Genomic DNA, 7192 nt, shown 5'->3' with positions numbered 1-7192 from the left:
TGATCACGCCAAGGCCGCTTACTGTCCACAATGTACAAAACGATCCCCGGCCGAATCCGCAGCTAATCGGGCCGGGAGGTTAAACGACAAGCTAAGAGCCTGGTAAATAAGGGTTTCAGGTGTTTTGGTGGCGGGTGAGGCGGCGGGTCATGACGATGATCATGGCCCATTGGACCATCGCGGCGTGGTGGGCGGGTAGCCGTTTATAGTCTCGGACGGTGCGTCGGCACCGGTTGATCCAGGAGAACGTGCGCTCGACCGCCCATCTGCGGTGCAGGACGACGAAGGTGGTCTGCCCGGCGAGCTTCGCGACGATCTGCACGGTCAGGGTGAGGTGGGCGGCGGCCCAGCCGACGAGCCGGCCGGCGTAGCCGCTGTCGGCCCAGGTCAGGCCGATGGTGGGAAAGCAGGCGCGTAGCGCCGACAGCAGCGGCCTGGCGGCGTCGCGATCCTGCACGTTGGCGCCGGTGACCAGGATCGCGAGCAGTAGTCCGCAGGTGTCGACGGCGATGTGCCGTTTCCGGCCGTTGACTTTCTTCCCCGCGTCGAAGCCGCGCCCTGGCCGGCCGACGGTCTCCGCGCCGCGTACCGACTGGGAGTCGACCAGCGCAGCCGTCGGCTGCCGGTTACGACCCTCGACCTGTTCGCGGACCTGTTCCCGCAGGCTGTTGTGCATGCGGTTGAGCGTTCCGTCGCGGGTCCAGGTCGTGAAGTAGTGGTAGACCAGCTTGTGGTGCGGGAAGTCGGCAGGCAGCGCGTCCCACTGGCAGCGTTGACACACGCTGACCTCCGGCGCGCCGCTCACGACGCATCGCCGAGCAACTCCTGAGCAGCAGCTTGCCACAGCGGGGACCAAATAGTCCAGGAAAAGACTCGCCCTATCGATGATCTCGCGGACACCCGTTCAATCAAGCTGACGGCGCGTGCGTTCGTTCTTCACCATCACACGAATGCGACATGACGCCGAATGGACTCAAAGGTCCCATTCTCCATAAATTATCTGGCGCGCTGGATACACTCGACCGATGGGCGACGAGCAGGTGGCTGCGCCGACGAAGCAGCGGAGGATCAGTCAACGGGGCATCGCGACGCGAGAGCGGATCCTCGAGGCGGCGAACCGGCTGATGTTCGTGCGCGGAGTGAACGCGACGACCCTTGACGACGTCCGCGAGGCAAGCCAGACGAGCAAGTCTCAGCTTTACCACCACTTCGCCGACAAGCAGGAGCTCGTGCGCGCGTTGGTCAAATATCGAGGCGCGCTTGTGCTTCAGCGCGAGCGCGGAGGGCTCGAACGACTGAGATCGTTCTCAGGGCTGGTCCGGTGGCGTAACGCGCTGGTCCAGGCCAACTCGCTGAACAACGGCAAATACGGGTGCGGCCTCGGGTCGATGGCTGTCGAGCTGTCCGATCAAGATGAGCAGGCTCGATCGATGCTGTTGGAGACGTTTGCGGCATGGGAAAAGCTGATCAGTGACGGTCTGCACCGGATGCGGGACAGCGGTGCACTGCGCCAGGACGCCGACCCGGAGAAGTTGGCCACGGGGTTGATGGCAGCTTTGCAAGGCGGCTACTTGCTGGCGAACGCCGCGCACAACGTCGCACCCATGGAAGTTGCTCTGGACATGGCGCTGGAACACATCAAATCGTTCCTCTCGGAGCCGTCCGGCGAGCCGACCCGTTAATTGAGCCCTTTCATCGTGATCAGGCTGGTCACGGCGGGTGCGAGCAGCCCGGAGATCGATGAGGGCGAGGCTACAGGTAAGACAGCAGTCGACCAAGATCCGATGCCCCGACCGGGAGCCTCGCCGTGCTGTCTCACCCCGCCACGATCCCGCTGTCCAGTCGAACCCTGAACCACCTCGCCGAATGCCTCCGTAACCACCGCCGGCAGCGTCGATCCCGGTGGCGGCGCCTGGAACCCGGCCGGCAAGCCCTACTCACCCTCGCCCCTCTGCGCAACGGCGACACCTACGCCCGCCTCGCAGCCGGGTTCGGCATCGGCGTCGCCACCGCCTGGCGCTACGTCCGCGAAGCTGTCGCTCTACTCGCCGCAGCCGCGGACGACCTGGCCGCCGCCATGGACCGCATCCAAAGGCTGGCGTACGCGATCCTCGACGGCACGCTGATCCCGATCGACCGGGTCGCCGACCAGAAGCCCTACTTCTCCGGGAAACACAAGCGGCACGGCATGAACGTGCAAGTCATCGTGGACGCGGCGGGTCGGCTGATCTGGGCATCGACCGCGCTGCCCGGTGCCACCCACGACCTCAGCGCCGCCCGCGCTGACGGCAATGCTGCGGAGGAACTAGGCCACCGCGCGACAACGTCGTGAGGCCGCGATAGGGCTCGTCCGAGGCGTCTCCGGCGCCCGGCGCGCGGCCCGGTAGTCTCAGCCACCGGCCTTCGCCCGCGCCGACTCGGCAGCAGCACGATCGGAGTAGCCGGGGTGTCGGGCGTCGATCAGATCGACATAGGTGGTCGTTCGCGATAGGTAGTCGACCACAAAGGGGCAGATTGCGGTGATCGTGCCCTCGCGGGCGCGGATCTCGTCGAGTACTCGCCGCACCATCGCGCCCGCCACGCCCTGGTGTTGATGACTCGACTCGACTTCGGTGTGCCGGAGGGCGTACCGGTTGGGCTTCAGGTGGGTGTAGTAGAGCCAGCCGACCAGCTCGCCGTCGCGGTAGAGCTCAAAGCGGCCATGATCGAGGCTGTCGATCAGCTCCTCGGCTACCAGTGCTTGTCCTTCACTGCTCATCGGCTCACCCTTCCAACGTGTAGTTACGCCGCGCGATCAGACAGGCTCCGTCGGACCTTTAGGTCCAAGTATGGCATGAATTTCGCGGTGCCAGGGGTCTGAAGACCATCGCCGTACGCTCAGGCGTTGCCCACGGTGCCCGGTGGAAGTTGATGTACGGCAAGCATCAGCCCGATGGCACCCAGACTGGCGAGCTTCCGATCCAGTCGAGCTCGTCGGTTGTCCATTTGGTCATCAGGTGTTCCTATCCATCACTTTGATTAACTCACCATGTTGGCTGTTCCTGGTCGTGTCGGTGTACGGGTTGCATGCAGCGAGGACAGTGAACAGGGTGGCGACGATGGCAAGTCCGCCGTATCCGAGGGCGATCTGCGGTAGCGAGAAGGTGTTCGAGAGTTCCCCGGAGATGAGGCTGGGGAAGGCGGCGCCGCTGTAGCAGAGGAGGTAGATCGCGCTGAAGATCGGTGCCCGATCGGCCAGGGTGCTGTCGTGCAGCAGGCTTGCTGCCTCCGAGTCCTTATGGACGAACGCGGATGATCGTCTTCCCCTTGGTCCGCTCGGTCGGGTTGAGGGCGGCGACGGCGTCGTCGAGGGCCGCGACGTTGCCGATGTTCGTCCGCACGCGTCCGTCCCGGACCCGCCGGACGATCTCACCCAGCTGGGCGCGGTCGGACACGACAACGAAGTCGATCGCGAGGCCGTCAGCTGGCCGCACCTCCGGCGGCCCGGTGACGGTCACCAGCGTTCCTCCGGCTCGAACCAGACCCGCGGACCGCTTCTGGATGTCGCCGCCGATGACATCGAAGACCAGATCGACTCCGCCGACGTCTTCCAGGGTGTCGTTGTCGAGGTCGACGAACTCGTGCGCGCCGAAGTCGACTGCGGTCTGCCGGCCGCTGGCACGTCCGGTGCCGATGACGTAGGCGCCGGCCTGACGGGCGAGCTGCGCCGCCATCGAACCGACTGCGCCAGCCGCGCCGTGCACCAGGACGCTCTGCCCCGCCAGGAGGTGGCCGTGATCGAACAGCCCCTGCCACGCGGTCAGGCCCGCCATCGCGACGCCAGCGCCCACCGTGAAGTCGACGTCGCCCGGCAGCGGCGCAAGGTTGCGCGCCTCGACGACGACATACTCCGCCAGTGTGCCGTCGCGAGTCCAGTCCGTAAGGCCGAACACCCGCTGTCCCACCGACAACCCCGTTGCTCCATAGCTGAGAGCGGTGACTACCCCGGCCACCTCGTGGCCAGGGATCGACGGCGTCCGGTCACGGCCGAGGCGATCGATCCAGGTCGAGGGCCACTCCAGCTCATTCCCGGTGAATCCCGACCCATGAACTTCAACGACGACATCGCCGTAGTTCGCGCCCTCAAGACTGGCGAGCCTCGCCGCGTCCGGCTCGGGCCGCTCCACCAGCGTCATCCCCGCCGTTCCCGCGGCCCGGTCCGTCACCACGATGGCTTTCATCTGACTACCTCTCTCCCCGCGGGTTCGTGCTGGGGGTAGGCGCCGGCACCGGGATGAACCTTGTCGATGAGATCGAGGTATTCCGGGTTGCGGGCAATGAACTCACCCACGACCGGGCAGATGACCGTGATCTTCTTCCCGCTCTCGCGGATCTCGTCCAGCACGCGAGCGACGAGCTCCGTGGCCACCCGATTGCGTCGGTAGGCGGGGTCGACCCAGGTCGTTAGCAGCACGACACGGCCGCCCACGAACCGGTACGGGAGCTCGGCGATCGCTTCGGCGCCGAGGGCGGCGATCCAGCGACCGCGCTCCGCGTCGTTGATGACATCGAGCTCCCAGCTGGATTCCACCTCGCTGAGACTTGCCTCGTTCAGAGCAGCGATGAGCGCCGCGTTGTTCTCTTCCCGGGTGGCCGCCTCGGCCTCGAGATTGGTCGTCATTGTCACACTTTCTGTCGGGGCAGCTAATAGGTGGATTTAGGACAAATAGGTGTGACCCTGGGTAACTCCCGGGTGCTCGGGGTCGATGAGGTCGGCGTACTCGGGGTTGTGCTCGATGAAGGTGCGCACGATCGGGCACATGATGGTGACCGTCTTGCCTTGCACGCGCACGTCGTCCAGGACGCGTCGGATCAGCTCGGTGGCGATGCCGTGTTTGCGGAACTCGGGGAACACCGAGGTGGCCAGCAGCACGAGTCGGTCGTCTCCGGCGACGTTGTAGGTCAGCCCGGCCACCGCTCGGTCCCCGACGATGGCGTCGTAGATGCCGAGTTTCTCGTCGTTGACGACTTGGAAGTCAAACGCGGGGGCGTGGGGATCGTCGATTACCTCGTCGATGAGGACGGCCTGGTCCTGGCTGAGGGTGCCTTTCTCGTCGGGGTATCCAGCCTCGTCGGGGTACTCGAAGGCGTAGCGGGTCGGCTCGGTTGGGTCGGTCATGGGGCTGCGCCTTCGTTGATGGTCATCAGATCACTCCCGGGTCGTGGCGGTAGTCGTACTCGCGCAGCCGCATGTCGTCGACGGGAGGTGAAGGCCCAGCCGTCGACGTACTTCTCGCTCCTGCGGGGGTCGTTCTCGTGCTTGGGTGTGCCGAGTCCTTACGAGCGAACGCGGATGATCGTCTTTCCCTTGATCCGCTCGGTCGGGTTGAAGGCGGCGACGGCGTCGTCGAGGGTCGCGACGTTGCCGATGTTCGTCCGCAGCCGACCATCCCTGATCCGCTGGACGACCTCGCCCAGTTGCGCGCGATCGGCCTCGACAACGAAATCAACCGTCAGGCCGTCCGCCGGCCGTGCTTCGGGCGGGCCGGCAATGGTCACCAGCATTCCTCCGGCTCGGACCAGACCCGCAGAACGCTTCTGGATGTCGCCACCGATCACGTCGAAAACCAGATCGACGCCGGCGACGTCTTCCAGGGCGTCGTTGCCGAGGTCGACGAACTCCTGCGCGCCGAAGTCGAGCGCGGTCTGGCGGTCGGCGGCACGTCCAGTGCCGATGACGTAGGCGCCGGCCTCTTTGGCGAGCTGGGTCACCATCGAGCCGACTCCACCGGCCGCACCATGTACGAGGACGCTCTGCCCCGCCTGGAAACGGCCGTGCACGAACAGTCCCTGCCACGCGGTCAGGCCCGAGATCGGCAGGCTCGCCCCTACCGTGAAATCGACATCGCCCGGCAGCGGCGCAAGGTTGCGCGCCTCGATGGCCACGTACTCGGCCAGGGTGCCGTCGCGACTCCAGTCCGCGAGGCCGAACACCCGCTGTCCCACCGACAGACCCCTCGTGCCATAGCCGAGCGCGCTGACCACGCCAGCCACCTCATGGCCGGGGATCGACGGCGTGCGGTCCCGCCCGAGGCGGTCGGTCCAGGTCCCGGGCCACGTCAGCTCGCCCGGGGTGAATCCCGACGCATGTACCTCAACGAGGACGTCGTTCGCCGTCGCCTCCGGCTCCGGTCGCTCCGCCAGCGTCATCCCCGCCGTTCCGGCGGCCTCATCCGTCACAACAATCGCTTTCATTTGGACGCCTCTCTGTATCAGTCGTTCGCCGACACGCTTCACTTCCCCCATTTGGTGGCGCCAGACGTCGGTGTCTTACCCAGCTGACCGGAAAGATCTGTGACGCGGAGTGGGGCCCGGTGGAGTCGCGGGAGGCCGACGACGATCGCCGCCCTGATGCGTGAACGGCGGCATATCCTAGCCTTAACGGACTGATGAGTCCATCTCTGGGTTTGGCGTTGAGCGAGTTCAGCTGGGGGCGTCTTGGTCCTAACCGCCTCTCGGTGTAGCTTAAAACACCCGAGGTGATGGTTCACGAGGGCCTGCGCGGTTCTGGCAACGAGCGATCAACTGGACTATCCAGTCCGCGAAGGCTAGCCTGCGGAGGTACTCGGTCATGGGGTGATTCGCCCGGCCACAGCCCCCGCTCAGACTGCGGCTCGGCTGCTGCTGGATCCGAGTATCTGGACCGTCACTACCAGGATCTACAGGAGGGCGCGGCTGATGGAAACCGATCGGGATCGTGTCGTCGCATCCGCCCGAGCTGTCCTTCCGGCGACTGAGCGCCGGCGCACGGACATGACCACCCGCGGCTTCACGTTCGTCGCCGATGAACCGCACAACGGCGCACTCGGCGAAGGCCCGACGCCGACGGAGTACCTGTTGATGGCGCTCGCGTCGTGCACTGCTCAGACGCTGCGGCAGTATGTCGACTATAAGTACGACACCGCCGGTGACATCACCGTCGAGATCGACTACCACGAACCCGGGCAGGAAGGCGCAGAGCGTTACCTGCAGCGCACGATCACGCTGAGCGAAGAACCTGACCCCGACGACTTGAAGGTGATGCATGACATTGCCGAGAAGTCCCCGGTGACCCTGCTGATTCAGTTCGCATGGAGCGTGAGGACCGAGTTCGTCGGGCCGCGCTGAAATCAGGCCGCTTGCTGCTCGGCGATCACGGCCGAGCGGCAAGCGG

General features: G+C 65.6%; 8 protein-coding genes and 1 pseudogene. 3 read left to right on the top strand and 6 right to left on the bottom strand.

Going from position 1 to position 7192, the window contains the following annotated elements:
* Positions 1-115 precede the first annotated feature (115 nt).
* Positions 116-805, bottom strand: coding sequence for an IS5 family transposase (locus tag ACFOYX_RS30470; protein WP_322443191.1), 690 nt, complete (start codon positions 803-805; stop codon positions 116-118).
* A gap of 220 nt (positions 806-1025) precedes the next feature.
* Here ACFOYX_RS30470 and ACFOYX_RS30465 point away from each other — a divergent pair, with 220 nt between their 5' ends.
* On the top strand, positions 1026-1682 hold the full coding sequence (locus tag ACFOYX_RS30465) for a TetR/AcrR family transcriptional regulator (protein ID WP_109805765.1): 657 nt from the start codon (positions 1026-1028) through the stop codon (positions 1680-1682).
* A gap of 125 nt (positions 1683-1807) precedes the next feature.
* A pseudogene (locus ACFOYX_RS30460) lies at positions 1808-2290 on the top strand (transposase family protein); the annotation flags it as partial.
* A 99-nt stretch (positions 2291-2389) separates the two neighbouring features.
* On the opposite strand, the gene ACFOYX_RS30455 reads toward ACFOYX_RS30460, so the two are convergent.
* The 5 genes from ACFOYX_RS30455 to ACFOYX_RS30435 all read right to left on the bottom strand — a co-directional run bounded on the left by ACFOYX_RS30455 (position 2390) and on the right by ACFOYX_RS30435 (position 6234).
* Entirely contained in the window at positions 2390-2758 is a 369-nt protein-coding gene (locus ACFOYX_RS30455; protein ID WP_322443190.1) for a GNAT family N-acetyltransferase, read from the bottom strand.
* A gap of 517 nt (positions 2759-3275) precedes the next feature.
* Entirely contained in the window at positions 3276-4220 is a 945-nt protein-coding gene (locus ACFOYX_RS30450) for an NADP-dependent oxidoreductase (protein WP_322443189.1), read from the bottom strand.
* Positions 4217-4660: a GNAT family N-acetyltransferase gene (locus tag ACFOYX_RS30445; protein WP_322443188.1), complete on the bottom strand. Its 444-nt coding sequence runs from the start codon at positions 4658-4660 to the stop codon at positions 4217-4219. Before ACFOYX_RS30445 ends, ACFOYX_RS30450 begins: the two co-directional genes overlap by 4 nt.
* A 36-nt stretch (positions 4661-4696) precedes the next feature.
* On the bottom strand, positions 4697-5158 hold the full coding sequence (locus tag ACFOYX_RS30440; protein WP_322443187.1) for a GNAT family N-acetyltransferase: 462 nt from the start codon (positions 5156-5158) through the stop codon (positions 4697-4699).
* Positions 5159-5316: 158 nt separating this feature from the next.
* Positions 5317-6234, bottom strand: a complete 918-nt coding sequence (locus ACFOYX_RS30435) for an NADP-dependent oxidoreductase (protein WP_322443186.1) — start codon at positions 6232-6234, stop codon at positions 5317-5319.
* 483 nt (positions 6235-6717) lie between these two features.
* Between ACFOYX_RS30435 and ACFOYX_RS30430 the strand changes: the two genes are divergently transcribed.
* Positions 6718-7146 (top strand): OsmC family protein, encoded by a 429-nt coding sequence (locus ACFOYX_RS30430; RefSeq protein ID WP_322443185.1) that lies wholly within the window; start codon positions 6718-6720, stop codon positions 7144-7146.
* The last annotated feature ends 46 nt before the right edge of the window (positions 7147-7192 follow it).

This window comes from Micromonospora sp. GCM10011541, assembly GCF_042650725.1.
GTDB lineage: Bacteria > Actinomycetota > Actinomycetes > Mycobacteriales > Micromonosporaceae > Micromonospora > Micromonospora sicca.
Note: the sequence above shows the minus strand (reverse complement) of the source record. Positions and strands in the feature narration are given on the sequence as shown.

What these genes read in the sequence shown, in the direction of transcription:
- ACFOYX_RS30465 (WP_109805765.1), top strand. Translation starts at nt 1,026, where the DNA reads ATGGGCGACGAGCAGGTGGCTGCGCCGACGAAGCAGCGGAGGATCAGT.
- ACFOYX_RS30455 (WP_322443190.1), bottom strand. Translation starts at nt 2,758, where the DNA reads ATGAGCAGTGAAGGACAAGCACTGGTAGCCGAGGAGCTGATCGACAGC.
- ACFOYX_RS30450 (WP_322443189.1), bottom strand. Translation starts at nt 4,220, where the DNA reads ATGAAAGCCATCGTGGTGACGGACCGGGCCGCGGGAACGGCGGGGATG.
- ACFOYX_RS30445 (WP_322443188.1), bottom strand. Translation starts at nt 4,660, where the DNA reads ATGACGACCAATCTCGAGGCCGAGGCGGCCACCCGGGAAGAGAACAAC.
- ACFOYX_RS30440 (WP_322443187.1), bottom strand. Translation starts at nt 5,158, where the DNA reads ATGACCGACCCAACCGAGCCGACCCGCTACGCCTTCGAGTACCCCGAC.
- ACFOYX_RS30435 (WP_322443186.1), bottom strand. Translation starts at nt 6,234, where the DNA reads ATGAAAGCGATTGTTGTGACGGATGAGGCCGCCGGAACGGCGGGGATG.
- ACFOYX_RS30430 (WP_322443185.1), top strand. Translation starts at nt 6,718, where the DNA reads ATGGAAACCGATCGGGATCGTGTCGTCGCATCCGCCCGAGCTGTCCTT.